We start from the raw sequence: 26029 nt of genomic DNA on the forward strand, positions 1-26029 counted from the left end.
ATCGATTACCAAATAGATGCTCATTACACGCTTACAAGGAGGCGTCATGGATAGAATTCTTCCCACCTTAATCAGTTTCAGACAGCTATAAATTAGATAGACCAAAAAAATCTATCGTCTGTCTATACCAAGCGGAAGGAGGTTTTGATGAACTATGAAAAATGATTCTGACTTTCGTCTCCTTAATCTAAATCCCTCGTATTACACGAGCCAGACGGACATAGCGCGTGATTTCTATAATCCCATCCTCTCGGTGGCCGTCTCTTACGACCGTGTGAGCGGATACTTCAGCGGGAAGGCGCTCGCACGCTATGCGAGGGGCATTCAGGGACTGGTCGAGAACGGTGGACGCATGCGTCTCATCATCTCCGAGGAGATATCAGAGGACGATTTCTACGACATCAGCGAGGGATATCAGCTGAGGAAGTCACTGGAGCAGGACCTGCTGGGTCGGGTTGAGGAACGACTGTCGCTCCAGGAGGAAATGGACTTCGCGAACCTGGCCCATCTCATCGCGAACGGGTACGCGGATATACGGGTCGGGTTCATCAAATCCGGACTGTTCCATTCTAAGTTTGGGCTCGCCGAGGACGCCGCAGGGAACATCGTCTATTTCACGGGTTCAAACAACGAGACCAGGGCGGCCATCGAACATAACTATGAGTCGTTCGACGTCACCGCTTCCTGGCTCTGCTCGGACTTCGACAGACAAAAGATTGACAAGGCGATCGATGAGTTCGACGCATTATGGGAGGACAAATCGGGCGCTTATGGCGTCAGGGTCAAGTCGTTCGAGGAACTGGTACTGAAAAAAATCTTGAGACGCGACAGGGGGAGAATCATCTTGGACAAGGAGATGCTATTAGATGACGTGCTCGTATTAACAATCGACAAGGGGGTGCTCGTCATCCATGACCGCGTCGCACCTGGAAAGATACGGCCGAACGAGCGCACGTTCACGAGCAAACTCGTGCCGTTCTGCAAAAACGAGGGGTATCCACACTTCCGTGACGACCTGACCTACGTCGAAATCAAGACGGTCATTCGTCATCTCGAGCGGCTCGGTGGTCGCCGGGACTTCGAGCTCGTTGTGACCGAACAGTTGCGCCAACATCTCGGGGACCAGGAGTACATGATTGAGGAGCGGGCAGAGTATGCCCGACTGCTCAAATCTCTGGACGAGAAGGTGAGCATGAGGTTCGAGGCGTTCGCTGAAGTGGTGGACCGTGAGCTCGTCCGAAGCCTGCGGGAGATGCAGATGCGTTCCGCCTTCTATATGGTAGAGATGAAGAAGGCCGCCAACTTTTCTGTCCCTGGGGCAGGGAAGACCTCGATGGTCTATGGGGCATACGCCTTCCTCTCGTCAGAGGAACAGAAGAAGGTGGAGCGGCTGGTTGTCATCGGACCGAAGAACACCTTTATCTCGTGGAAGGACGAGTTCAATGCCAACTTCGGGGAGAAACGGGACCTGCGGGTGCTCGACATCCATGACTCGGTGGCCCCGTTGCTCTCCTTGAAGACCGACGCGCACCTCTACGACCTGATTTTGATTAACTATGAGTCACTCGGCAAGTACGAGCGGGTCCTCATGGATGTGATAGACTCGAAGACCATGCTCGTTTACGACGAGGTGCACAAGGTCAAGGGCTTGACCAGTGTGCGTGCGAAGGCCGCCAAGTCGATTGCGCCATATGCCGGATACAAGTTCGTTCTGACTGGGACACCGATACCCAACTCATACGCGGACATCTACAACTTCTTGAACATCCTCTATGGCGAGGAATATAAATCATTCTTCAACTTCAAGCCACATGAGCTGAAGGCACCGAACGAGACAAAGATACAGGAAGTGAACAGGAAGCTCGCACCGTTCTTCTGGCGGACGAACAAAAGGGAGCTCGGGGTCCCCGATGCGGATGCCGACCTCGTGTATAAGATTGTCGCCGATGATACGGAGCAAAGAATCATCGACCTCCTCTATCAAAAATATCGCGGCAATCCTTTCAGTCTGTATATCCGACTGATCCAGGCGGCTTCGAGCCCCGAGCTCGTCCTCCGTAACATCGACCTCGTCGAGATGTTCGGCGAAGACGATGACTCCATCCCAATCCTTGACGGAGGGGCGCCCTCCCAGGTCACGTTAGACCTCGAAGACGTGAGATTGCTCATGTCCGTCCGCGAGACGCGGAAGTTCCGACGTGCCATCGAGACCGTCACCTCGCTACGCGAGGAAGGTAAGACCGCAGTGGTCTGGTGCATGTTCGTCCATACGATAGACAGGGTCCATGAGGAGCTCATGTCGCGAGGGATAAAGTCGGCCGTCATATATGGAGGCACCCCGCAGGAAGAGCGAGAGCGGCTCATTAAGGCGTTCCAGAACCGCAAGTTCGACGTCATCGTCACGAACCCGCACACCCTGGCCGAGTCCGTTTCCCTCCACCATGTCTGCCATGACGCGGTCTATCTCGAATATTCGTTTAACCTGACCCATATGCTCCAGTCGAGGGACCGCATACATCGCCTAGGTCTACCGGACGGGCAATATACCCGCTATCATTACATGATGCTCGAGGGCCAACCCGACCGACAGAACACGGTGGATGAAAAGATATATATCCGATTGAAAGAGAAGGAGCAACGGATGATGGAGGCCATCGAGAACGGCGACCTCCGCCCCGACCCGAACGTGGACTACGATGAGATTGTGGCTCTGTTCGATTGAGACCCCATCAAGCGGAGAAGGCCCTGCCATGACGGCGGGGCCTTTTGCCCGTACTTGAAAAAAGAAATTACGAACATCATATTTTTTGACGGACCATGCCGGAAAAAGGACAGGGCAGGGCTGTCAATCGTGCGAAAACAATAGTAAAATATAGGGAAATAAGGTGTCGTGTTCTAAGTTTAAGTACCTGTTCTCAGATTCTTGGACATAAGATAAGAATCCGTGAAGACAATCCTCACACGACCCTTGATGGAGGAGGGGGACATATGGTGGACCACAAGAAAACAGGAGTGGTCGAATCGGACACGTTCGACCCTGGACAAGGCATATTCGGCATCCTCGACCTTTTGGAGAGGTTTGATGTGGAGGTCGCCCCTGCCGATGCCGTGTCCCTTCTGAAAAAAGGTATATTCATCGACGACCTTCTGTCGAAGAAAGGGAAGTCGCTACCGGGCGTCCCGGCGACTGTGAGACGCGCGTTGATTGTCCTTCAGTCTGTGATGGGCGATAAGGAGATCAAAGACATGTGCAAGACGAGGACGCTTTATCATCTTCTCTTGCCAGAGACAGGGCTACTGGTCTCTGACATCGAGCTCATGAGGGACGCGGGACTGACATATAAAGATCTCGAGGGACTCGACCTCGAATCATTTCAGGCTGCCATAGGTGGCGGACGGAGACCAGATGCGTATGAGCGAGTCATGAGGGCGTACGACACCTTCGAGGGACGGAAGCCCGCCCCGATTTCCGTATCCGAGAACGTGTTAGATGATGCTAGGACAGAAGATAAGATAGATGATAAGACACGAGCCACGACGATCATAGCACGAAAGATAGACAGGAAAGGACTTGTCCATACCTTTTATCAGACCATATACGACAGACTCGATGACGTCTTCTCGACCGAAGACGTGATGAGCGAAATCGATAGGAGCGGTCCTGAGGTCTCGGTACTTCTTGAGGAGATGTCACGCTCTGCCATTCTGTCCCCGATGCAGGACGGCTTTTTTAAGAAGAGGACGAGGATGCTCAAGTCGATTCTTTCATCGGAACTACCGCACATGGACCTGTTGAGGGAAAGGTTGGAGCAGGGACTCACACCCCATGAAATTGCGCGTCTACGTGGACTGAAGCCGAGGTTCGTCATGAGGCAGTTGAGGGAAATCCTCGACACGATTCCCGTTACATCTGTGAAGGAGGGAAAAAGATATCTCAAACGATTCGTGCGTTTCGACATACCAGAGGACATATTCGTGGAGGTATTCGCCGAACCCCCCATGGTACACCGCTTCCTCTCGTCGAAGGTTCGTATGGGAACCGATGACGTCATGGGCCTTTATAACAGGTTGGACGATGCCCAACGTCACAGGTTCAGGTCATATCTCTCCGTCATCGTCGGACGTGACGGCAGCATCTCGCCCGCCACGAAGACGAGCGTGTTCGAGCATGTCTTATGGCTACACGCCGACGACACGGCGAGACCTATCGAAGAGTGGAAAGATATCTATGATCGGTACATTCTCGAAGAATTCGATGTAAGAACCGTCGACAGGCTACGGGCAGACGTCAGGTCACTCTCCGCCATCGGGTCACGCTCGGACGTCATCATACCGTCCGCTGGCAGACGTCTCCGATTCCATGACAGCTCGGTGCTGACGCAGAGACGCCTGCAGAGGTTGCGCGGCCTGATTCGGCTCGAGCCGGGATTCTATAGCACGGAACATATCTTCGGCCTCTCGCCTGATCTGATGGACGAGCTCGACTGCAGGGATCACGAGGAGCTGCACTATATCATCCGTAAGCATGTCGAGATGACAAACGTCACCCCTGGGCGTCAACCAGAAATCGCAATCGGGACGATGGGGAAGGCGGAATGGCTGAAGAAGCTGATCAGACAGAACGCTCCTATCGATATAGAAGCGTTCCTCACACTCATCCAGCACCGCTTCGGCCTCTCGCCCAAATCCGTGAGACAAGTGCTCCGCCGTGAACTCCCGGACTATCTCTCGCCCGACGGGACGATAGGTCACAGCATGTCCTTGCTCACGAAGAGGGAGGCGGCGTGGTTTTCAAGGCGTCTCACCAAAGAAATCTATACCTATGAAGAGTTGGAGCAGGCGTTCAGTCATATCGAGAACTTCACTTCCCGTTACCTGAACAGCGGAGCCCTCGAAAAGGTCGGATTTGTGAATCGCGGGGGGCTTGTCCTCCGAGCGGGGCACCCCAGCGCGGAAGCTTATTTCCAGAAGCTCCTGACCCGTGAGGACTTCTTCAGCGTCCCTGATTCTCCTGCCTTCAAGACGGCCCCGTTCAAACGTGTCATCAAGAGGCTGGAGGACGGCCACGATATCTTCCGATTCGACGACAACACCTATATCCACATCGCACGACTGCGTAAGGCCGGTATCAACAAGGGGATGGTCAGGGGATTCATCAGACAGATGGTCGACGCCGCCAAAGAGATAGGGACGGGCTACTTCACCATCGCATCCATCCGTGTGCTTCTGGATTCCCCAATTCTCGAGCTCGGACTAGAGGACATCTTCTTCGAGGGACTGCTTCACACGCAAACGAGGCTCGGCGCCATCAGGACGGGCAAGGGGGACATCTTCTACATGGGTCGAGACAAGAGGACGCTCGGCCGATTCCTGCTCGACCTGCTGCCTGAGACTGACGGGCTGGATGCGGACACGATACGCGAGGAAATCTTGCAGACATATCATCTAGAGTTCGACAGGAACGCCATCATCTCGAACGTCCGTGGGAGAGGCGGGTACTTCTCCCCGGACACAGGCAAACTTTACAGAGACAAGGAGCTGTTCCTAGACAGTATATTCAAATCTTGAGAAACAGTGGAGGGATACGACATGACGGTAGAACCAGGTACAGACAAGGTCAATTTGAGGGGGCGAATCGGGAAGGACATCTCGAAGACGGAACAGAAGCGGAAACTCACGCTCAAAGGGGAGACTCGGGTATTCGACGTTTATCAGATTCCGCTCGAACATCTCGTCTACAACAAGCGCAACGGCCGCATCATCAGCTGGATGAACCGGCTCGAATCAGACGGGAAGGACATCGGCCTCCTCACCAAGGAGGAGTACAATGAACAGGTCGAGGACATGATTGTCCAATCGAACACGGCCGCGCTCGAGAAGACGAAGAACAACATCAAGAACTTCGGGCAACGAGTGGCTGGAGTCGTCCTGAACAACGGTACGATCGTGGACGGTAACCGTCGCTTCACCTGTCTGCGCCACCTGAAGAGGGACCATGGGATGGACGTCTTTTTCGAGGCCATTATCCTGGACCCGGCTGAAGGACTCTCCGACATCGACATCAAACGGCTCGAGCTCAACCTTCAGCATGGCGAGGAGCGCCCGGTCGACTACAACCCAATCGACAACCTCGTGGACGTCTACAATGACATCGTCGTCAACAAGTATTTCACCGTCCAAGAGTATGCCCTGAACACGAACAAGAAACCGGCAGAGGTCAGAAAGATGGTTGATAAGGCAGAACTTATGGTCGAGTACCTCGAGTTCATCAACGCCAGCGGGAAGTTCTACCTTGCTCGGGAGATGGACCTGGACGGCCCGCTCCAAGAGATGGTCGGCATCCTCAAGAAAGAAGAGGACGATGAGGAAGAGCACATGCGTGTGAAGGATGCCCTCTTCGCGGCACTCAGTGTCTCGAAGGACAAGGACCTGACCCGATACATCCGGAGAATCGGGAGTGATATCTTGAAGGGTGGAAATCGCGAGGATTTCTTGGAGGAGTTCGAGGATATCGTGGATGACGTCCATGACACCTTCCAAGAAAAAGATGGTATCGACCTAGACTCCTATCGTCAAGTAATCAAAGAACTCGAGGACACGAGGGGAGAGGCCGCCTCTATCGTCAGCCGCCGGGCCGAGGAGACGGCCATCTCCCGTGCCAAGATGAAGCCGCTCGATGCGTTGAACACCTCCTTTAAGGCGCTTGAGACGATTGACATGGACCATGTCGGGAGATTCGATGAGAAAACAAAAGAGGAGTTCGTCCGACTCATGGGGCAAATGAGAGGAAAGTTGGACGCTTATGAGGAACGGCTCTGAAACGATATAGGGGTTTGTATCGCCACCGACACAAAATAAAAGAGCAAGAGACGTCGGTCCACCAACGGATTGACGTCTCTTGCTCTTTTCATCTTTAAAGACTTGGCATCGAAGTGCGATCACGCTCGTCACATGTTTTCGATGATATCGAACGTGTCCCGATATCGTATCGGCAACTTTGGATGTTTGAACCTTGGCATAGGTTTGTAGCCTTTTCTTTTGATATACCAATTAGGTGATGTTATATAACCCTTATTCGAATAAAAAAAATAAACTGTTCCCTGCTGGTTAATACCATTCTTTCGGTTCGTAATTCAATTCGCGGAACAACTGCTCGCGCTCTTTCTTCGACAGGTCGCGCCATTGTCCGGGCGGGAGCTTGCCGAGCGTGATGTTCATGACACGTACGCGTTGAAGACGGTATACCTCGTAGCCGAGCACTTCACACATGCGACGGATTTGGCGGTTGAGTCCTTGCGTCAGCGTGATGTTGAAATCGAACTTCGACAGTTGGTGGACTTTACACGGCAACGTCTTCTGGCCGAGAATTTTGACGCCGGCTTCCATCTGTTCGACGAACTCCGGGGTAATCGGCTTATCGACCGAGACGATGTATTCTTTCTCGTGCTCACCCTCTGCGCGAAGGATCTCGTTGACGATATCACCGTCGTTCGTCATCAAGATGAGTCCTTCCGAGTCTTTATCGAGACGGCCGATATTGAAGATGCGGAGCGGGTGGTTGACGAGGTCGACCAAGTTGCCTTTGACCTTTTTCTCGGTCGTGCTCGTGATGCCGACCGGTTTATGGACGGCGATATAGACGTTGTTTCGTGCGACGCGGGCGGCCGAACCGTTGACGAGCACTTCGTCTCCTGGGTTCACTTGGTCGCCGATTTTCGCTTTCTTCCCGTTGATGGTGACCCGTCCTTCTTCGATGAGGCGGTCGGCTTGGCGGCGGGACGCCTTGCCGGATTCACTGATGAATTTGTTGATACGCATAGATCCACGTCCTTTTTTGGCTTCGTCCTCTCACTATAACGTATTTTACATGTGCCTGAAAGCGGGAAACGACCGAGTAGAGAGGATGTGGCACGATGGAGCAGGCACGTTTGCTATTGCAAGACGCGATACGATTTCAACAAGCGCTCATGACGTCGTCGTTTCAGGCAGAGCTGATTGATGGGGCGTCCCCGGTTCTATGGTACGGGAGACCGACGGAGGAACAATGGCTCACCATCGGGACGAACCCGTCGCGCGGAGAGTTTTTCGAACGGGACGGTAGCGTCAGAAGTGGGGAGTCGCAAAAATTTTATTGGCGTGACCAATCACTCGATGCCTATCTTCAAGACGAAAGGGCGCACGAAGCGACGCTTGAACACGCCGCGGCCTATTTTGAGGCCGGACGAGCGACGACGAGTTGGTTCGGCAAGCGGGGTGGGGCGAAACTGGAAGCGTTGCTGGAGGGCATGGGACGCTCGTTCTACGACGGGTCCGCGCTCCATGTCGACTTCTTCAAATATGCGACGTGGCGTCAGATGGGCCGGTTGCGGACGGGACGACAATGGATGGATCACCCGACGTCACTCGATTTGCTGCAACGGACGATCCGTTATGTGAACCCGTCTCGTCTGATTGTCCTTGGGCGGGACAACTGCGCGTCGTTTGAAGGATTCACTTACAGTGAGCGAATCGAGGCGTATCCGAGTGCCCGGTTCGAGCTTGGTTATCATACGACGCTCGGTGTCCCGATGGTCGGACTGCATTTCAAACCATCCGAAGTGTTCGTCGGTCTCGGGAACGGTCGAGACGTATTCGGACTCCATCACGGTTCGTACGCGAAGCGAGACCATCTGATTCGAATCGGGGCAGCCATCGAGACGAGCGCTCGTCGTTATTTTGCCTGAACGTCAAGCTTTGGCGGATGGACGCGCGTGATGCTGCCCCAAAAGTTGAACTCGTTGAAATCGATATAACGGACGTCACGTACCCGATTATCGAGCACCTCGAGCAAGATGACGTCGGGAAAGCCGGGTTTGCGGAAGATGATGTACCCGATTCCGGTCACAGAGTGATTTTTATAGAACCCGTTCGCCATATTCAAGATGAAGGGACGGTCGGCCGCGAGTTCGCGCTCGAACGTCGACCATTTCCATAGATAACGTGAGCTGCTATGCCCTTTGTAGCCGTAGTGGGCCCACAGTTTCGTGACGATTGTCGCGATGCGGGTCGGGGGTGTGCCTTTCTCGTCTTTGAACTGATGGGCGAGTGCGATCGCGCGAGCATCTTGTTGAATCTCGAACACGTCCTCTGGGATTTGGTCATAGCCTTGGTCACGGTAATAACGAAAGACGGCCGTCATCGAAGTGAGCGTACAATTGTTTTTGCCGCCGTTGAACGCTTTTTGCAGGAGCGCCGGAACTCCTTCAATCCGCTTTTCGGTTTTGATCGTCCAATGGCCGTGATAGCGGTCGTTCACATAAGCCACAGGGTCGACGATCCCGGCATAGCCTTTTTTTGCGACCTCGAGCTGACCTGCGTAATGATGCTCCATGACGCACCTCCTTTTTCTTTAGTATACAAACAACGCCTCTTCTCAGGAAACTACGAGAAGAGGCGTTGTGTCGTCAAAAGACTAAGTGAGCGATCCCGACGATGATAGGTAACGTGATAAACGTCCGGAGTAAGAAAATGAGGACGAGGTCAAAGAATGAAATCGGCAGTTTCGATCCGAGCAGCAGTCCCCCGACTTCCGACATGAAGATGAGCTGCGTGACCGATACAGTGGCGATGACGAACCGCGTCAGCTCACTCTCGATCCCGCTCCCGAGGACAGCCGGTAAGAACATATCGGCGAACCCGACGACCATCGTCTGAGCAGCCGCTTCGGCTTCAGGAACTTGGAGCAACATCAAAATCGGTTCGAACGGTTTACCGAGAATCGTGAAGAGCGGCGTATATTCTGCAATGACGAGCGCAATCGTCCCGACGGCCATGACGACCGGCAATATGCCGAGCCACATGTCGAGCACGTTTTGGAAACCGTCCTTGAACGTGGCGACGGCACCTTTGCTAGATTTCGACTTCAACAGCGCTTGGCGCAACGCCCACGTCCGCATCTTCACGTTGGCCGGCACCGGTTCTTCCGGTTTTAGTTCAGTTTCTTCGTACGGTGTATCAGCCTTTTTCGACAACGGATAAATCCGAGGCATAATCAGCGCTGCGACAATCCCTGATAAGACAATCGCTCCGTAGTATTGCAGGAAGTAAGCGTCGAGCTCCATATACGACAAGATGACGATGGTGAACGTGATCGAGACGACGGAGAACGTCGTGGCGATGACGGCAGCTTCTCGTTTCGTGTAATAGCCGTTCTCATACTGTTTTGTCGTCAAAAGAATCCCAATCGTCGCGTCCCCGACCCAAGATGCGAGCGAGTCGAGCGAGGCCCGGCCCGGAAGTTTGAAGAGCGGGCGCATCACTTTGATGAGCATCGTCCCGACAAACTCGAGCAGACCGAAGTTCAAGAGGAGCGGGAGCAACATCCCAGCAAATAAAAACGTCGCGAATAAAATCGGAATTAAATCATACAGCAAGAGTCCGCCAGTGAATTCGGATGTGATCATCTCCGGTCCGATCACGAGAAGCGTCATCACCCCGGCAATAAAACCGACGACTCGCATCCCGAACCAGAACGGTGTGACGTTGAACAGGGAATTGAAGTGTGGCCGTTCTAGGATGAACGCCGGTTTAGCCAAATACGTCCATAATGATCCAAGCACTGAGATGCCCATCATGATGACGGCAAGCGTCGGAACGATCCCGCCGATGAGGTCGATCAACTGATTCGACAAGAGTGCGACCGGAATCGTAAATCCGTCCTCGGTCGGAACGGGCACGATGAAGAACATGAGGCCGATCAAAGAAGGAATTAAGAATTTCAGAAAGTCGTTGGACGTGAATGACGTCCCGCCTTGGTCAGGCTTGTTCGGTGTCTGATTCATGTGTTTTACCCCTTTTCCCCGAAAAAGTAGTTGGCGCGCCTCACTCGCATGTCCCCATCATGCGTGAGCGAATCGCTATGAAAGAATAGTTTCTTCTCGTTCATTATAGAGAAGGGGATACGTAGCAGGCAACAACTCGTTGCAATTTTCTGAAAAAAAGAAAACGGTCACACGAGCGAACTGCTCGTATTCTCGGGCTCACTTTAGTATGATGACGGCGAGTCTTACAAATTCGAGATATTCACCATATATACTTTAGGAACGGAGCGATACAGATGAGATTAAGTGTACTCGATCAAGCGCCGGTGACATCCGGCCATACGTCAGAACACGCGTTGCAAAGCGCGGTCGAACTCGCCCAAGTGGCAGAAGAACTAGGATATTACCGGATGTGGATGGCCGAACACCACGGAGGCATGTCGTTCGCGAGCTCGGCCCCGGAAGTCGTCGCAGCGTATATCGCCGCGAAGACGGAACGGATTCGTCTTGGGTCGGGTGGCATCATGATGATGCACTATTCGCCGCTCAAGATGGCCGAAGTGTTCAAGACACTCAGCGCGCTCGCACCGGGCCGTATCGACTTCGGGGTCGGCCGGGCACCGGGGGGAGACCCTAACGCCATCTACGCGATGTCACAAGGTCAAAAACCGATGATGGACGGTTTGTATGAAAAACTTGGAACGACGTTGCAACTGATTAACGACGAGACCCCGGAAGAGCGATGGTATAAGAACACGCCGGCCGCTCCGACCGGGGTGACGCTTCCTGAGGCGTGGCTCCTTGGATCGAGCGGAAACAGCGCCGTTCAAGCAGGGCGGATGGGGCTCGGCTATTCGTTCGCCCAGTTTTTCAACGGTGAACTGAGCGTCGATGCGCTCGACGCATATCGCCATCACTTCACCCCATCCGCGTTCATGGAGAAGCCCGACATTAGCGTCACGTATCTCGTCACGACGGCCGAGACAGAAGAGGAAGCCGAGTATTTGGCCCGTCCGTCGGATTTGTCGCGCTTGTTCTTGATGAAAGGCCAGCTCCGTCAACTGCTTAGTCCGGAAGCGGCGCACGATTACCCCCTCACCGAAGTCGATAAGATTCAAATCGCCAACAACCGCAAGATTCATCTTGTCGGGACACCGAAGCAAATCGCGACGCAGCTACAAGAAGAGTCGGCCCATTATGGATTTGATGAGGCGATGATTTGCAGCATCCAACATACGCAAGAGAGTCGTCTGAACGTCTACCGCCTCCTCGCCAAAGAGCTTCTCTGACCAAAACGCACCTGTCCTAACGGATAGGTGCGTTTTCGATTAGAGAAACAGTTGCATGATGACGAACAGGGCGACCAGTCCACCGAGTGAGACGGTAAAGAAGACGGCGACCGAGCGCTCATGGTTGCGGAAAATCGTGTAAAGTCCAATGACAAACGCACCGAACGCGGCGACGACGGCCGATATCGACACGACGGCAGCCCACGTGTTGTCGAATAGGGTGTCGAAATTGAATGGTTGACCCGACTGGACAATGAGGGCAGAGATGATTAAGAGAAAGAACACAGCGAGCAACAAGAGGACCGACCATTTCCCTGGACGTGTCTGTGGGTAGACGTTTCGACTGAGCATGATGGTTCACCTCGCTTTTTCAACTTTTACCTATCTATACCCGATTTTAAGTACATCTCAAAAAATGCTTCCCCTTTTTTTGAACGGTTTCGTGAACAACATCGTCTAAAACAACTAAACTAGAGGAAACGGAGATTGCCTGGAGGTACAGTATGCAGCAGATGAAGATCGACCCGTATTATTTGTTTGATGTTTTCGTTCATTTATACCGGATGGTGTTTTTGATGGAAGTGACGCCTGACGGTTACCGTTATGTGCGCGTCAGTGAGCAGGGGAAACTGGCGTCCTCACTTCCGGAAGACGTAGGCGGACGTTATCTGCATGACATGTACGCGGCCGAGGTCGCCAACGAGCTGATTGTGCATTACGACGCAGTCGTCACCTCGCATGAACCCGTCTATTTCATGTCGAAGATGAACATCGACGCCAACACGGCCCGATTCGCCTCATCCGTCCTCATGCCACTCGAGAACGAGGCGGGAGAGGTGCGTTACGTCCTCGGCTTGACGACGGACTTATCGGAAGAGGCGGAAATGAAATTGTTGAGTAGCATCGAGAATATCGACTACTTGACCGGGATGCCGAACTTGATGAAAGTGAAGCTCGAACTCGAGAAATTGTTCCTGAAACAAGAATCGGAAGCGACGAGCGTCATGCGCCTGCACATCAATCGATTCAAAATCATTCTGTCCCTCCAAGGCGTGGAGCGGTCACATCGCCTGATTAAAGAGATGACTCGGCACTTGTCGAACCTATTACCGAAAGGCTCAATCATCGGTCGCGTCGACGGGGAGGATTTTATCGCCGTCTTACCATACACGTCGGTCGAAACGGCGACGATGCATGGGGAGCGCCTGCTCGCGGCGATTGCCGACTACACGTACCAAGTTGCCGAGACGGAATTCGCCTTGTCCGGCTGCCTCGGAATCAGTGCGGGAACCGAGGATGCAGACCGGGTCATCATGAACGCGTCAACAGCACTCCTGGAGGCCAGACAGGCTGGGAAACAAATCATCAAAGTGTACGAGAAAGATGACTACGTGCAGCACTACATCGATGAGATGACGATTGAGATGGAACTCGTCAAAGGGTTGAAGGCGGATGAATTGAGCGTCGTCTACCAGCCGAAAGTCGGCTGTCAGGACGGAACGGTTCATTTCGAGGCGCTCGTGCGTTGGCAAAGCGCGGCACTCGGGAACGTCTCGCCGGAAACGTTTATTAAGATTGCCGAAAAGTCACTTTTGATCGAGGATATTACCGAGTTCGTCTTTGATCGGGTCTGCCGTGACATGATTGACCAGCCGGACTTGTTTGAAGGCCGACGTGTCGCGATCAACGTCTCGCCGGTATTGTTCCGCCAAGACTATATTCAGCAGTTGTTACCGATTCTCTCGGCGTATGGCCTGCTGCCGGAACAGTTCGAGTTTGAAATCACAGAGCATACGCTCATGCAAGAACCGCTCCTCGGCATTCAAACAGTCGATTATTTGAAAGCGAAGGGGTTCCGGATTTTGATTGACGATTTTGGGGTCAGCTATTCGTCGCTCAACTATTTAAAAATGTTTGATATCGATGGCATCAAGATCGACCGTTCGTTCATCAATCAATTGGACAAAGACAACGGGCTGAAAGAGTACGAAATCGTCAAACTGATCGTCTCGCTCGCCAAGAAATTGAATTTAGAGGTCACGGCTGAAGGTGTTGAGACTGAAGTACAGTATCGTGCGATTGATCAGCTCGGATGTGACGAGGTTCAAGGATACTTCTTCAGTCGGCCCCTTCCACCCTCTGACCTCAAGCAGGCGCTTGAAGCGCTCGTCTCACAACATGCGGCGTTGCGTCAGGGCGAGTCAGATAAAGCCATGGCGATGACGTCACTCGATGAGACGGAGGCCGAACGACTGAAGACAATCCTTCGGCTTGAAATTTTGAACACCCCGCGAGAAGAGCGGTATGATCGGATCTCACGGCTTGTCGCCCGGACGTTGGATATGCCGGTCGCACTGATCTCGATTTTGACGACGGATCAACAATGGATCAAATCGTGCCAAGGGGTCGCGCTTGAAAATTCGAGCGTGGAGCGGAAGTGGACGTTGTGCGACCGTGTCGTGACAGGAAAATCCGCGCTCGTCATCGAGGATGTACGGACGGCCGAGGCGATGTCGGACAATCCGTTACTCGAAGGAATCGGTTTTTATGCCGGTGTGCCGCTCTTGACGCGAAGCGGCCACGTCATCGGTACGCTATGCGTGACCGACGAACGGTCGCGTCGCTTCGATACCGAGGCGCTGCAAACGCTCGAAGATTTCGCCCGATGGGTCATGGCGGAAATCGAATTGACCGAGCAAGCGCGAGCGCAAGCCCGACGGCAACAGACGCTCGAGTCGCTCTATGAAGTGACGGCCATTCACGAACCGTTCAGTGATAAATTGAAACGGATTCAGACGGTGCTCCGTGACTGGATTGGATATTCCCACGCACTCGTTTTCTCGACGGAATCCACCTATCGCGTCTTATCAGAGGATGGGGAAAGCAAACTCGATTGGACGAGAGACGAGTTGCAGCAACTACACGCGTTGACGACGATCGGTCATCAAAAGCTGGGTCGAAACGAATTCGTCATCGATGGAATCGAGTTTGCCTCGATGATCAGCCTGCCACTAGCGAATGAAGGGAAGACGTTCGGATGGGTCGTCTTTTTGGCTGAACAAGGCAGCTTGGACGATGTCGTCGACACGGTGACGATCAACGAGATGACCGATACGATCCTGCTCGTGACCCGCTGGATGGAGAACGAGATTCGACGTGAACGCAAGCATCAAGAAGTGATTGAGCTCATCACCCAAGATGGGCTGACGAAGCTGGCGAACCGGCATTCGCTCATGACCGATTTGAGACAGAAAATGAATCGGAAGCAAACGGTCGCTCTGCTGTTTATCGATTTAGATGACTTTAAACAAGTAAACGATTCCTACGGTCATTTGATCGGGGACGAGGTGCTCATCGAGACGGCGAAACGAATTCGCACGTTCAGCCAAACGGTTTCAGGGAAAGCGTACCGATTTGCGGGCGACGAGTTTTTAATCGTCATCGAAGCGGAGCCGGAAGCGCTCGATCCAACCGTGTTTGGCGAGTTGAATCATGTCATTTCCCAGGAAATGACGGTCGGGAACGGCTTGAGACTTAGATTATCAGCCAGTGTCGGTGTCGCCTACTCTAGGATGGACCAAGCATCCCTTGATGCGATCATCCATCACTCGGACGCGGCCATGTACGTCGCGAAAAACTGTGGCGGGGACGGATACTACGTGTACGACTCATATCAAGAACACTGAAAAGGAGACGGACGATGGGGAAGTTGTGGCTGATTGAAGGATTGCCTGGGAGCGGAAAGACGACATTCGCCGAAACGTTTGTGACGAGAGGGAATTCCTACAAATTCTATTCGGAAATCGATGCGTCCCACCCGGTCGATTTGCATGACGTCCATTGGGTCGAAGGGGACATACGGTTCGAGGGAGAGGTCATCGATCAAGATAGAGACGGTCGATTGGTCCGCTATCGGGCTGAAGAGGCCATCTACGGCACGGACGTCTATGAGTTACCGTTCGAGAAACATGTCGACCTCATGATCGGCCGTTGGCATCGGTTCGTGGAACGTGCACAAAGGGATGAGGTAGACTATGTGTTTGAGTGTGCCATTCTTCAAAATCCGTTCACGATCGGCATGGTGTCGCAACACGTTCCGAACGAACAGATTGAGCGTTATATTGAGACCGTGGCGGGCCTGATCACTACGCTTGATCCGACGGTTGTGTACTTGGAGACGAACGATGTCCCGGCTGTGTTTCGTAATGTGTATGCGGAACGTCCGCCCGAGTGGCAACAAGGTTTCGTCGACTACTATACGACTCGTGCGTATGGCCGGGCGAACGGATTGGTTGGAATCGAAGGAACGATTCGACTTCTGGAAGAACGGCAACAACGTGAATTGAAGGTGTTGAGTCATTTGCCGCTACGAACGATTCGGATCGTCAATGACGAACGGAGAGCGCTCGAAGCGTTCGACAAATTATGGAATAAGGAAGGAGCCGGTCATGCAGACGCTTAAACAATATTCCGACCGCTTTTGGTACATGACCCCTGTCGCCGAGACCGATCGTCCGATTTTAGGAGCTGTTGTCGGTGACACGCATACACTCATGATTGATGCAGGGAACTCCGAGGCGCATACGAACTTATTTTTAGACGCCTTGACCGTACAAGGAATCAAGCGCCCAACGCTCGTGGCGTTGACGCATTGGCACTGGGACCATGTTTTTGGATTGTCGGCATTGACCGATACTGTCTCGATTGCAAGCACGGCGACAAAAGCCGGAATCGAGCGACTGCTTCCCTACACGTGGGACGATGAGGCGTTGGCCGAACGGGTCGAGGACGGACGTGAAATCGCGTTTTGCGCGGAGGCGATCCAACTCGAATACGGTGAAGACAGGTCGATGCGTGTCGTCTTACCGACCGTGACGTTCGATGATACAATCACGCTCGACCTTGGCGGGGTCCACGTCCTCTTAAAGCATGTCGGTGGAGATCATGCTGCCGATGCGGTCGTGGCTTACGTACCAGAGGAAAAGGTACTGTTTTTAGGGGATGCCCTCTATGCGAACTTGTACGCGCCGTCTTGGCGGATGACGCCGGCCCAGACGCTTCGCCTTTTAGAGGTGCTCGACCAGTTCGAGGCCGAGGCGTACGTCTGGTCGCACGGTCAAGTCGTGACCCGTCTCGAGTACGAGAAAGACCGAGACATATTACGGAGTTTGGCCCAAATCACTATTGATTTCCCAGGAAATAAGGAAAAGATAACCGCACAGTACGAACGTTTGACGGGGCGCTCGGTCGACGAGGAAGAACAAGAGCTGATTTCGTTCTTCGTGAACGGCTCGAGTGGGGAAGCGTGATGGAAATCAAACGGATTCACGACGAAGACGAAACGTTTCAACAGTTTTTGACGAGTCGGTTGCGAACGTTCAATGACGCTCACTCGATGCACCATCGCGAGATCCGCAATGCTGACGTCCCGGTCGTTCAGCTGAAAGTGGAACACGACGGGGAAATGATCGCAGGGTTGTTTGGGAGCGTCTATTGGGGCTGGTTCGACTTGGACCGGTTATGGGTCGCGTCAGAACATGCGGGAACAGGCCTGGGAAGCCGTCTGCTCGAGGAAGGGGAGCGGTTGGCCCGCGAACTCGGGGCGACGCGCGTCAAGTTGACGACGTTCTCGTTTCAGGCGAAGACGTTTTATGAGCGCTTCGGTTATGAGGTAGCGGGCGTCCTATACGACTATCCGCCTGGCTCTGATTACTATATGATGACGAAACGATTGATTGATGCATAAAAAAAGCGGCTCACGCGAGCCGCTTTTTTTAGTACACTTTATCCCCGTTGAAGATTGAGTTTTTCACCATGACGTAATCGACGGTGCGCAATGCATCGAGATTGTCCCCACCCGAGTAAGAGATGGCCGATTGGAGGTCTTGCTCCATCTCGGTCAACGTGTCTTGGAGCGCCCCTTTATGCTCGACGAACACTTTCTTGCCTTCGACGTTTTTCCGTTCCCCTTTTTGGAATTCAGAAGCCGACCCGAAGTATTCTTTGAGCAACTTCCCGTCCTGTTCGAACGTCTCGCCCGGTGACTCGTCGTGGCCGGCGAACAACGAACCAATCATGACCATCGATGCCCCAAAGCGAATCGATTTGGCGATGTCCCCATGTGTCCGGATGCCCCCATCCGCGATAATCGGTTTCGTCGCCGCCTTGGCACACCAACGGAGCGCGGCGAGTTGCCAACCGCCCGTGCCGAAGCCTGTCTTGATTTTCGTGATACAGACTTTGCCCGGTCCGATACCGACCTTCGTCGCATCCGCCCCGGCATGCTCGAGTTCCCGGACTGCTTCCGGGGTCCCGACGTTGCCGGCGATGACGAACGAGCCTGGAAGGTGGTGTTTGATGTGTTGAATCATGCGGATGACCGCGTTCGAATGACCGTGCGCGATATCGATCGTGATGAACTCCGGCGTATGCCCGGATTCGGCCAGCATCTCGACGAACCGATACTCATCTTCTTTCACACCGACACTGATCGATGCATACAACCCGCGTCCATGCATGTCTTCGATGAACTTGAGCCGCGTCTCTGGATGGAAGCGATGCATGATGTAGAAGTAACCGTTCTCGGCCAGCGATAAGGCGACTTTCTCATCGATGATCGTCTGCATATTGGCAGGCACGACCGGAAGTCGGAACGTAAAGCCCCCAAGCGTCACGCTCGCATCACATTCAGACCTGCTGTCGACGATACATTTTGCGGGAATCAATTGAATATCTTCATAATCAAATACTTTATCCATGTTGTCACACCCCTATTTACGAACAATTAGATTCGTTGAATGATAAATACTTCGCCCATTCGGTAATGTAACGTAAATTAGAGCATATGTCAAAGGGATATAGCGATAAAAGATAAAAATTCTTGATGATCGCTGGTTAATCATCTTTAATGTTCGTGTTTAGGTACTGTCTTCTGTGTTTCACGTGAAATAAGACCGCTCAGGAGCGGTCTTTAAAAACGACATATTGATTTCGTCCATTGGCCTTGGCTTCATATAGTGCCAAATCCGCGTGTTTGAGCAATTGTTTCGTCGACATTCCTGGTCGGTAAGGGGCGACCCCGACGCTCGAGGTTGTAACGAACGTATGTCCTTCGATTAACCACGGAAGTTGGAGCGCGGTGACAAGCTTTTCGGCCACTCGTCTCGGGGCATCGGATTCCGTGTAGCGGATGAGCACCGAAAACTCATCACCGCCAAACCTTGCAATCACGTCTTGGTTTCGCAAGACATCGGTCAGGCGAGCAGAGAATTGGCGTAGCAGTTCGTCGCCGATGTCATGTCCGAGTGTGTCGTTAATCTGTTTGAAACAGTCGATATCGAGCGAGAGGACGGCGAGAGACTCGTCCTCTTCATCCAATCGCACCAATGTCTCTTCCAAGTAGGCGAGGAAGTAGCGCCGATTCGGCAAGTCGGTCAACGTGTCATGGTAAGCCAGGTGCTTGAGCTGTTTCTCTAACACTTTGCGTTTCATGATCTCCCGCGTGACCGTCAAATAATGGAGCAGCTGGCCGACGTCGTCGTAAATCGCTTGAATCTTCGTCTCGAGCCAAATCCAACGTCCATCCTGGTGCAGGTGACGAAATTCGAGGGTGAGCGGTTCGCTCGACGCTGTCATCGTGTCGAGTTGTCGTCTCGCGGACTCGACGTCATTCGGATGGATGAAGTCGAGCGTATTTTTACCCTCGTAAAGCTCGGGCGCATATCCAAGCACGGTCTTGTGGGACGGCGAAGCGTAGCGCACTTGACCGTCACGCTCGAGGATACAGACGAGGTCGCTCATGTTCTCCGTAATGAGGCGATATTGCGTCTCACTTTGGTGCAGGGCGCGCTCCATCTCACGCTTCTCGGTGACGTCGCGCAACAAAGTCATGACGGCAGTCGTACCTTCGTAATCGATGAGCAGGCTGCCGATGTCCATATGTAGTCTTCGTCCTCTCGGCGTGAGGAGCACGATTTCCGTGTCTTGAACGGGATCACCTTGCCGTAAGGCTTGGAGGCGCGCCTTTGTCGTCTCATGAAATTCCGAGGCGACAAATTTAAAGATTGATTCGCGCTCGATATTCGTCTCTCCGATCGTTTCTAGCGCTAGGGCGTTGGCGTATAGAATGACGCCGTCTTTATGAACGATAATCCCTTCCGGAATCGTCTCGATCAGTTGGCGATAGCGACGCTCGCTCTCTTGGGTCGCACGCTCGGCATTTTTCTCCGGAGTATGGTCAATAATGATGGCGAACAGACCCGTGATTCGGCCTCCGACTTCAATCGGAATATTCAAGATGGCCAAGTCGAGGAAATCCCCGGTCTTTTGAAGCGCCGTGATCCCGTATTTGTGCGGGGTGCCGGACAAGGCAAAGCGGAGACCGTCGTCGACGAGCATTCGTTCTGACTCTGGCAACCATGCTAAAAATGACTCGCCTAACAAATCATCTTCTCCGTAACCCGTGATTTGCGTGGCAGCGGGGTTGATCGATTGGACGCGAAACGCGTCATCGAGGACGAAGATGCCATGCGGCGAGTAGCGCCGGAGCGACTCGTGCTGGTCTTTCAGAATCGATAGTTCGAGTTCACGACGCTTCCGCTCCGTCACTTCCCGGACGACCGAGATGACGTGTGTGCAGACGCCTGCCTCGTCGAAGACCGGGGTCACCTCGGATTCGTAGTAATGAACCGGTAGTTGAATCTCATGTGAGACGGGTTGGACCGAGTAAGAAGGTTCGGCCAGGCGGTAGTCTTCGAAGACGATACTCTTTCGCTCCCGAACAGCCTCCTCGTAATGTCGTGTGACGAGAGCGGCTGTCTCGGGCGGGACCATGTCCTCGACACGTTTCCCGATATCGGCATCTGTCCAGCCGATCGCCTGCTTCCCCGGCTCGTTTACAAATATATAGCGATAAGTTGAACCGTCCACTTCCATGAAGAAGACAAAATCAGAGATTTTGTCGAACGTTCGGAGGAGGACGGAGGAATAGTGTTGGATTGTCTGGTCGGCGTGCATCATGTCCCTCATTTCAATCAAAAACTTTTCGGCGCGTCATTCTCATATTACCGTAAGTGACGATGAAATGTGTGAACATTCTAAAAAAGACAGGACTGTAAAAAGTCCTGTCAGGCAGCTTGTTTCATTTCGGATCGCTCGTGGCGACCGTTCATCAAGTAATAGAGGAACAACGTAAAGGAGACGACGCCGGCAAGCAACAGATAGAGCGTTGAAAAACCGGTCAACGGAATGAGCAAGCCAATAAAATAAGGCCCGAATCCTAGACCCGCGTCCAAGGCGATGAAGAAGGTCGACGTGGCCATGCCCATCCGGTGAGGGGACGCCGCTTTGACGGCGATCGCTTGTGTGCCGGATTGGATATTCCCGAATCCTAATCCGATTAGCGCCCCGGCGAGTAACAGCATGACTGCGTTGTTTGCTTGGCTCAAGACGAGCATGCCGATCGCAAAGAAGGCGATGGCCGGGTACATGACGATGTTGGCCCCTCGCGCGTCCATCAGGCGCCCGGTGATCGGCCGCGAAATCAGGACCGCAATAGAATAGACAAGGAAGAAAATACTCGCCGCTTCCACGAGATCGAGTTCACTCGCATAGAAATTGATATAAGACAACACGCTCGAGTAACTGAGGGCCGCGACGCCAATGATGAGTGCAATTGGCAACGCCTTTGGTTCGACGAAGGCACTCAGTGACAAGCCCCGAACAACTTCTGGATTGTCGGCCTCAGGGACGTTCACGAACAAGGCACTTCCTAGACTGATGAGTCCGACGACGAGACAAGTTAGGAAGATGACCGAGAAGCTCGTGTACTGACTCATCATCAGGCCGACGAACGGGCCGATGGCGGTGGCGAGTGTCGAGCTCATGCTGTAATAGCCGATGCCTTCGCCTTTTCGAGAGCCGGGGATGACCTGGGCGACGATCGTTCCGGTCGCCGTACTCGACAGTCCCATTCCGAGACCGTGAACGAAGCGGGTGAACAGCAAAAAGCCAACGCCGAGGTCGATAAAATAGAGCAAAATCGTCGCCGTGAAGAAGGTGAGACCGATGAGAAGCGTCTTGCGCCGTCCGATCGAATCGATCAAGCGTCCGATGAAGAGTCTCCCGACGAGCGTCCCGATAATAAAAATGCCGGTGACAAGCCCGGCCTCGCTCGTCGAAGCCCCATATGTGGAAACGGCATGAACGCCGATGGTTACCATTAGCAAGAAGAAGATGAGCGTCAAGAAGAAGTTGACGAGGGAGATGATGAGAAAATCTTTCGTCCATAGTTTTTGTGCGGTCAGTTGCATCGTCGGCCCGCCTCCTTATCCATTTGATTCTAAATAGTTAACAAACATAACTAAAGGAGTATAACAAAAGGATGGAGGTTTGTCCGAACAGACGCTTGTCACTAGAAAAACCGATGCGTGTTCACGCATCGGTCGGTCGTCAGGCTAGATGACGGCGATACCAGAGGACAAGCGGGACGAGCACGAGGGAGATGACGCCGCCGAGCAGTGACAAGGTCAGATAACTCGACTGGGCGGCGATGACGCCCGAGAGCATCCCTCCTGATGCGCCGGCTAAGGCAATCCAAACATCAACTGAGCCTTGTGTCTTCGCGCGCGTCTCCGTCGACGTCGCATCGACGAGGATGGCGGTCCCGCTGATGAGACCAAAGTTCCACCCGACACCGAGCAGGACGAGCCCGACAATCAACAAGAAGAGAGAGTCGGCTGGGGCAAAAGCGGCGACGACCCCGGCGAAGAACAAGGTCACCCCCGAGGCAATCGCCATGATTTCACGGCCGATCCGGTCGACGAGAACGCCTGTCACGAGGGACGGCAAGTACATCGCCCCGATATGGAACCCGATGACGAGCCCGACGGCACCGAGCTCGTGTCCGTGGTGGCGCATATGAACGGGCGTCATCGTCATGATGGCGACCATCACAATCTGGCTGAGGATCATGACGAACGCACCGACATAGACACCCCGGCGGTCATGCGTCGATTCAACCGGATGGACTGATGTGTCGATGGTTTCTTGCCGTTTCGCCTCGATGGCACGGGCGACGAGAAGCGGGTCAGGGTTCAAGAATACGAGCAAAATGAGGCCGGCGAAGAGATAGGCTACCCCCGCAAGCAAAAATGGTCCTGATAGTGTCGGCAATCCGAGCCCGTCGGCGACACGTCCCATCGGCTCGACCAAGTTCGGTCCGGCGACAGCCCCGAACGTCGTCGAGACCATCGCGATACTGACCGCGGTCGCTCGCTCCGTCGCATTCGCCAAATCTGTCCCGGCGTAACGGGCTTGGAGGTTTGTCGCTGTCCCCGCCCCGTAGATAAGGAGTGAGATGAACAAGAGCGGTACGCTCTCGAGCGTCGCGGCAATGATGACCCCGACCGCTCCGAGAGCACCGGTCAAGAACCCGGTCGCCAGTCCGAAGCGGCGTCCGACCCGCTGTGACATCAACCCGATCAAAAAGGCGGCGGCGGCGGAACCGAGCGTGAACAGTGCCGTCGGAACGCCCGCGTATGCGTCGGTCCCGAGTAAATCACGGGCCAGCAAGGCGCCGACCGTGATCCCGGCGGCGAGGCCGGCCCCTCCAAATATTTGTGAGAGCACGACAGTGACTAACGTTCGTTTGTATAATTGTCGTTGCAGTTCAAGGTTTTCCACATATGTAGCAAACTCTTTTCGCATCCAGTCTTTCCTCCTTTACGCTATATACCCCACCTAGTATATCGCTAGAGCGGAGGGGAAGGGAAGCACGTCAAAAGGATTCGACCCACCGTTTTGGGTCGAATCCTTGAACTGTTCACATTAGGCGCGGTCCCAGAACCGTCCTTGCGCGATGCCGTCGATAAACGTATCGAAACCATCGAGACTATGTTGTTTGAACGTGTAGACACCTGGTTGATCTGTCTTCACCCGGCAGCGGTCGAGCACTTCATCGTGGTGCAAATGTAGCGCGAGTGGCTTGAAGTGCTTATACGTGTTCTCGATGAATTCGAGCACGTCGTCCTCGACCGAGGTCGCGGTGCTGACGAGGAAAGCGGCATCGAACAGGCTCGAATCGACCGTATCATACGTCTCTTTCACTTTAAGGTCGCCGAGCGTATACGACTTCTTCCCGACGAGGCTGTAATTGACCTTGTTGTCAGCGAACACCTGGACCCACGCCTTCACTTGCGCGGCATCGACGTCTCCGGCGAGCAGGACGGCGACGCTCTTCGTGTCCGGTTTCGCGATTGTATTGGCCATGCTGAGCGCCGGTGAGGTCTTGTCCGAGACGACTTCATTGTTCTCGTCCGGAAGCTCGACGCCTAAGTTGTCAGCGACGACAGAGGCGAGGTGACGGTCGATGCGATTCAACAAATCGACGGCGTTCTCTTTGACCATGTCCGACTCACATTTGCCGAGCTCGAAGCTGTAAGCGTCTTGAATGTGCTGCTTTTCGACGTCGGTCATGCTGTTATAGAAGAGCTTCGCTTGCGAATAGAAGTCGAGGAAGCTGTCGCTTCGACCACGAATCTTGTGCCCGTCGATTTTCTCTTGATAGTGCTCGAACCCACCTTGCTCGGCTGGAACAGGCTCGGGTTGATTGTTGTTGAGCGCATTTTTGTGGTAGCTTGTCTGTCCTTTATGAACGGCCATCTGATGCATCCCGTCGCGCTGGTTGTTATGGAACGGGCAGACCGGTTTGTTGATCGGGAGTTGATGGAAGTTCGGTCCTCCAAGACGTGATAACTGGGTATCGGTGTACGAGAACAGGCGTCCTTGCAGGAGCGGATCGTTTGAGAAGTCGATCCCAGGCACGAGATGGCCAGGGTGGAACGCGACTTGCTCGGTCTCGGCGAAGAAGTTATCGACGTTGCGGTTGAGCATCATCTTGCCGACAAGTTTGACGGGCACGTCTTCTTCCGGCCAAAGTTTCGTCGGATCAAGAATATCGAAGTCGAACTTGAACTCATCTTCTTCCGCGATGATTTGAAGCCCGAGTTCCCATTCCGGGTAATCGCCTTTATCGATTGCTTCATACAAGTCGACACGGTGGAAGTCGGCGTTCTTCCCGAGCGCCTTCTGTGCTTCGTCCCACACTTGCGAATGGACGCCAAGTTTTGGTTTCCAATGGAATTTGACGAAATGTGCCTTGCCTTCCTTGTTGACGAGTCGGAACGTGTGCACGCCGAACCCTTCCATCATGCGTAGGCTGCGCGGGATGCCGCGGTCGCTCATCGCCCACATCACGTGGTGAGCCGCCTCATGGTTTTGACCGACGAAGTCCCAGAACGTGTCGTGGGCACTTCCGCCTTGCGGCACTTCCGTGTGCGGTTCCGGTTTCACGGCATGGACGAGGTCCGGGAATTTGATGGCGTCTTGGATGAAGAAGACGGGCATGTTGTTCCCGACAAGGTCATAGTTCCCTTCATCCGTGTAGAACTTCGTCGCGAAGCCTCGGACGTCGCGGACGGTGTCCCCAGAACCGCGCGAGCCTTGCACCGTCGAGAAGCGGACGAACACAGGCGTCACTTTCGACGGGTCGTTCAAGAAGTCGGCTTTCGTATAGTCAGCGAGCGACTCGTACACTTGGAACTCCCCGTGGGCCCCGACGCCACGCGCATGCACGATGCGTTCAGGAATCCGTTCGTGGTCGAAGTGCGTCATCTTCTCACGGAAATGGAAGTCCTCGATGAGCGTCGGTCCGCGTCGCCCGGCTTTGAGCGAAAACTCATCCTCCGCCATCTTTAGACCTTGGTTCGTCGTGAGCCCGGCTTGCTGCTCGTTATCGATCATATGTTGTTTTAATTGCTCTTCTTTCTTGTTCCCCATGTTATTGCCTCCCCTTTAAGTATGCACACGCGCTGTAAGCCACGTTTTGGCCTACTTAACGAGTTTTCCCTAACCGACCGAGAAAAAACCCCCATTTTTAAAATG

General features: G+C 53.6%; 18 protein-coding genes. 9 read left to right on the top strand and 9 right to left on the bottom strand.

All coding sequences use genetic code 11. The annotated features are described in order from the left end of the window. The first annotated feature begins 484 nt into the window (after nt 1-484). The 3 genes from KNP60_RS09530 (at nt 485) to KNP60_RS09540 (ending at nt 6819) form a co-directional block, all read left to right on the top strand. Nucleotides 485-2722 carry an SNF2-related protein gene (locus tag KNP60_RS09530; protein ID WP_483299261.1) on the top strand — a complete coding sequence of 746 codons (2238 nt, stop codon included), beginning with the start codon at nt 485-487 and terminating at the stop codon, nt 2720-2722. Nucleotides 2723-2988: 266 nt separating this feature from the next. After that, a complete protein-coding gene (locus KNP60_RS09535) occupies nt 2989-5568 on the top strand; it encodes a hypothetical protein (RefSeq protein ID WP_034780436.1) in 2580 nt (859 codons plus the stop codon). 21 nt (nt 5569-5589) lie between these two features. Continuing rightward, nucleotides 5590-6819: a hypothetical protein gene (locus KNP60_RS09540; protein WP_052090252.1), complete on the top strand. Its 1230-nt coding sequence runs from the start codon at nt 5590-5592 to the stop codon at nt 6817-6819. 288 nt (nt 6820-7107) lie between these two features. Here KNP60_RS09540 and rluF read toward each other — a convergent pair whose 3' ends face one another. Continuing rightward, nucleotides 7108-7818 (bottom strand): 23S rRNA pseudouridine(2604) synthase RluF, encoded by a 711-nt coding sequence (gene rluF / locus KNP60_RS09545; protein ID WP_034780438.1) that lies wholly within the window; start codon nt 7816-7818, stop codon nt 7108-7110. A 95-nt stretch (nt 7819-7913) separates the two neighbouring features. Here rluF and KNP60_RS09550 point away from each other — a divergent pair, with 95 nt between their 5' ends. After that, entirely contained in the window at nt 7914-8723 is an 810-nt protein-coding gene (locus KNP60_RS09550) for a hypothetical protein (protein WP_034780440.1), read from the top strand. Here KNP60_RS09550 and KNP60_RS09555 read toward each other — a convergent pair. After that, a complete protein-coding gene (locus tag KNP60_RS09555) occupies nt 8711-9370 on the bottom strand; it encodes a C39 family peptidase (protein WP_034780443.1) in 660 nt (219 codons plus the stop codon). The genes KNP60_RS09550 and KNP60_RS09555 overlap by 13 nt on opposite strands. Before the next feature lie 73 nt (nt 9371-9443). Then, entirely contained in the window at nt 9444-10820 is a 1377-nt protein-coding gene (locus KNP60_RS09560) for a YjiH family protein (protein ID WP_214797364.1), read from the bottom strand. 275 nt (nt 10821-11095) lie between these two features. On the opposite strand from KNP60_RS09560, the gene KNP60_RS09565 reads away from it, so the two are divergent. Further along, nucleotides 11096-12088, top strand: coding sequence for an LLM class flavin-dependent oxidoreductase (locus KNP60_RS09565; protein WP_214754419.1), 993 nt, complete (start codon nt 11096-11098; stop codon nt 12086-12088). A 39-nt stretch (nt 12089-12127) separates the two neighbouring features. Here KNP60_RS09565 and KNP60_RS09570 read toward each other — a convergent pair whose 3' ends face one another. After that, nucleotides 12128-12439 carry a hypothetical protein gene (locus tag KNP60_RS09570; protein ID WP_214754417.1) on the bottom strand — a complete coding sequence of 104 codons (312 nt, stop codon included), beginning with the start codon at nt 12437-12439 and terminating at the stop codon, nt 12128-12130. Between the two features lie 152 nt (nt 12440-12591). On the opposite strand from KNP60_RS09570, the gene KNP60_RS09575 reads away from it, so the two are divergent. The 4 genes from KNP60_RS09575 to KNP60_RS09590 are packed head-to-tail and all read left to right on the top strand — an operon-like array spanning nt 12592 to nt 17834. Next, nucleotides 12592-15774, top strand: coding sequence for an EAL domain-containing protein (locus KNP60_RS09575; RefSeq protein ID WP_214797365.1), 3183 nt, complete (start codon nt 12592-12594; stop codon nt 15772-15774). 14 nt (nt 15775-15788) lie between these two features. Continuing rightward, on the top strand, nt 15789-16550 hold the full coding sequence (locus KNP60_RS09580; RefSeq protein ID WP_214797366.1) for a P-loop NTPase family protein: 762 nt from the start codon (nt 15789-15791) through the stop codon (nt 16548-16550). After that, the gene (locus tag KNP60_RS09585) at nt 16537-17397 is read left to right on the top strand and encodes an MBL fold metallo-hydrolase (RefSeq protein ID WP_214708295.1); all 861 of its coding nucleotides are present in this window, start codon (nt 16537-16539) and stop codon (nt 17395-17397) included. Before KNP60_RS09580 ends, KNP60_RS09585 begins: the two co-directional genes overlap by 14 nt. Next, the gene (locus tag KNP60_RS09590) at nt 17397-17834 is read left to right on the top strand and encodes a GNAT family N-acetyltransferase (protein WP_214754409.1); all 438 of its coding nucleotides are present in this window, start codon (nt 17397-17399) and stop codon (nt 17832-17834) included. The genes KNP60_RS09585 and KNP60_RS09590 overlap by 1 nt, the downstream gene beginning before the upstream one ends. A gap of 28 nt (nt 17835-17862) precedes the next feature. Here KNP60_RS09590 and guaC read toward each other — a convergent pair whose 3' ends face one another. The 5 genes from guaC to KNP60_RS09615 form a co-directional block, all read right to left on the bottom strand. Further along, entirely contained in the window at nt 17863-18846 is a 984-nt protein-coding gene (gene guaC / locus KNP60_RS09595; protein ID WP_214708298.1) for a GMP reductase, read from the bottom strand. A gap of 199 nt (nt 18847-19045) precedes the next feature. Beyond that, nucleotides 19046-21103, bottom strand: coding sequence for a PAS domain S-box protein (locus tag KNP60_RS09600; RefSeq protein ID WP_214797367.1), 2058 nt, complete (start codon nt 21101-21103; stop codon nt 19046-19048). 110 nt (nt 21104-21213) lie between these two features. Beyond that, entirely contained in the window at nt 21214-22398 is a 1185-nt protein-coding gene (locus tag KNP60_RS09605; RefSeq protein ID WP_034780462.1) for an MFS transporter, read from the bottom strand. A gap of 139 nt (nt 22399-22537) precedes the next feature. Beyond that, a complete protein-coding gene (locus KNP60_RS09610; protein ID WP_214797368.1) occupies nt 22538-23794 on the bottom strand; it encodes an MFS transporter in 1257 nt (418 codons plus the stop codon). 120 nt (nt 23795-23914) lie between these two features. Next, nucleotides 23915-25924, bottom strand: a complete 2010-nt coding sequence (locus KNP60_RS09615) for a catalase (RefSeq protein WP_214754403.1) — start codon at nt 25922-25924, stop codon at nt 23915-23917. Nucleotides 25925-26029: the final 105 nt, after the last annotated feature.

It is taken from the genome of Exiguobacterium sp. s5 (assembly GCF_018618075.1).
Taxonomy (GTDB): domain Bacteria; phylum Bacillota; class Bacilli; order Exiguobacteriales; family Exiguobacteriaceae; genus Exiguobacterium; species Exiguobacterium mexicanum_A.